Here is a 2,593-nt window from a genome sequence, read left to right as displayed (position 1 = left end):
TACAGGAAATCCAGCCGGTCTTCCCCGGTGATCTGGGCCAGGATCGTCGTACCATTCAAGTAGTATTCCGTCTCAACCCCGTTTACCACCTTCTTCACCCGGATCCCCGAGTCGTTGTAGCGGTAGGCTGCATTTGTCCCAGCCTTCGAGAAAGAGGCCAGCTCCCGCCCATGCTGCCAGGTGAAGGCCATGCCGTCCCGGTAAGTGAGGGGGTTGCCGATCTCATCGTAGGTGATGGTCTGGCCGTTGTAACTGGTCAGCTTGTCCTTCCAGTTGGCGTCTGTGTACCCGTAGACGATCTCATGGTCAACAATGGTCCCTTCGTCATCCACCGTCAGGTCATAGACGCTCTTTTTCAGGACATCGTAGGTGTAGCCGTAGGCCCACATACCCCTGTCGTACTCATATGCCTTTACCAGCTGCCCCAACTCGTCATACTCATACCGCACCAATGGGTAAAGGTCCGGGAAGAGGTTGTCCCGGATTTCGGTGATGTTGCCTAGCTCGTCATAGGAATAATAGAGGGTCTTGTCCCCGTTCTGAACGGATTTGACCAGTGTGGTGGTGGAATTGGGGGCGCTTCCCTCTAGGTATTCGTACCGGGTGACAAATGGAGTGGAAGTGTTCAGGGTACGGGTGGAAAGACGGGACAGGTCGTCGTATTCGTAGCTGAGAACCTGATTGTCGTTGACCTTCACCCCATAAATGAGCCCCGGCTTCTGCTGCGGGGAGGTGTCCCCGTAGAGGAACTGGGTCTTGGTGGTAACGCCCAGCACCTTGCTGAGGTTAAAGTCCACCCGGTTTTTGTCGTCGTAACGGACCAGCAGCTCCTGCCCGTGGCTGGTGCGCACACCGGTCAGGCGGTTGATCAGGTCATACTTATACCAGGTGGTGACGTCATTAAGCAGGTCTTCCTGCTCGAACAGGGCCCCTCTGGCGTCGTACTTGTACCGGAAGGCGGCAGTCCCGTCATAGCTTTTCTCGATGAGCTGGTCGAACTCGTCGTAGGTATAGCCCACGGTCTTGCCGTTGCCGTAGGTGCCAAGCTGGAGCAGGCCGTTGTAGGGGCCGTAGGTGTTGGCCATCAGCGTGGTAATGTTCACTACATAGCACAAGGCCCGCCAAACGGCGGGCCTTGCCGGTTCCTTTACATATGTGAATAAAAATAGTGGATGATATCATATCCACAGGTTATAGTGAATATACCTGCTGACAACATAAGGAGAAAATAGATTAATTGCCCTTTTGCTTTATCTTTTCCCCAATCCGTGCTTTTCCAAAAACCTCCAATATAGATTACGGTCATGCCGCCTGTCCCAATTCCTAGAAGCCCCGTTAAAAGGGGAGAAAATGTAGCGCTCTTTTTTATCATTAGGGACATTTATTTTTTCTGTATGGTTTTTCTTCCTTTTCTTTTTGCTTCTGTTCCTTTCTCGCTTGCCGTTCTTCTTGGTAACATCGGTTCTGTTCGGCGCCAAAACGAATAATTGCACCAATGTTAACTAAGACAAATAATACACCTCCCGCAAAACCAAGTAAACCATAAAATCGAGAAGAGCTATCATCCGATATGGGTCCCTTTGCTCTCTCTTCTTCGTACACAACAATGCCACTACTGGTCACTTTTCCTTGCGATATCTCCTTTTTATAATCTCGAACTGACTGTAATGAGGCAATCATAAAATTGATCATTCCATATGCAAACACTATGACCGCGATAATCGATAACAATATTCTCCCCACTTTTAATACTTTTTGCAAATCAACCATCTCCCACTAAATATAATTAGCCGCGCTCATATAAGATCATAACCGAAAAGAACAAGTCCTTATTATATTGATATTCACCATTCACCCATACATAATATTCACTAGAAAGCATATATTCGCGAGTAATATCTGCTACGACAAACCGCCCATCGGAAAGGGTTGTGCTAAAGTTGGCGTTGCTGCATCCCTTCATTATGTATCCATTAGCAATGCAATAATCAACTCCTTTAAATACAAAATGTAAATCTGTTTTTCCATTGAATAAAACATCAAACTCATCAAACATATTTGCTCCAAATATCATTTCGGATTGACTAAATCCACCTTGAATATTAAATGGTGAACCTGCACCTATTCCAACTGAAACCTGTATTCCAACCGGAAGAAAGCTTTCCGTCCCCCACAACAGATCAGCACCACCTGTTAATATCCCTATTGAAGCATTTGCTCCGAGATTAATTCCCCGACCTTGTAATTCGTATACGGTATCTATATCCCAAATAATTCCAACCGTAAGGGCAGCACTTGCAGAAAGCGTACCTCCAAGAAATCCATATGATCCTAAATTAGCAATATTTCCATGGCCGTCAATGGCACCATAGAAAGAACCCTGTACTCCAGCCCCACAATAAGAGGAGCCAGAAACACCGAAAGTTACCACAATGCATCCAGATGGATCAATATTTACCACTGGATTATTATAGCAGTACATGAAAACACCATTTGTCAGGTCAGATGTAAAAAGCCCATCCGCATTGATAAACCGGCAAGTTTCGGGATCGTAGTACCTGGAGTTGAGGTAGTAAAGGCCGGACTCCTCATC

Annotated in this window: 2 protein-coding genes and 1 pseudogene; all 3 read right to left on the bottom strand. The window is 46.9% G+C overall.

The genetic code is table 11. The annotated features are described in order from the left end of the window. Nucleotides 1–1,115: pseudogene (locus WMO26_RS13420) on the bottom strand (RICIN domain-containing protein); the annotation flags it as partial. Between the two features lie 256 nt (nt 1,116–1,371). Further along, nucleotides 1,372–1,761, bottom strand: a complete 390-nt coding sequence (locus WMO26_RS13415; protein ID WP_349221140.1) for a hypothetical protein — start codon at nt 1,759–1,761, stop codon at nt 1,372–1,374. A 25-nt stretch (nt 1,762–1,786) separates the two neighbouring features. After that, a partial coding sequence (locus WMO26_RS13410) for an RHS repeat-associated core domain-containing protein (RefSeq protein WP_349221139.1) occupies nt 1,787–2,593 on the bottom strand: 807 nt, incomplete at its 5' end.

This window comes from Solibaculum intestinale (assembly GCF_040096205.1).
Taxonomy (GTDB): Bacteria; Bacillota; Clostridia; order Oscillospirales; family Acutalibacteraceae; genus Solibaculum_A; species Solibaculum_A intestinale.
The sequence above is the reverse complement of the archived record's forward strand: the minus strand, read 5'-3'. Positions and strand labels throughout refer to the sequence as shown.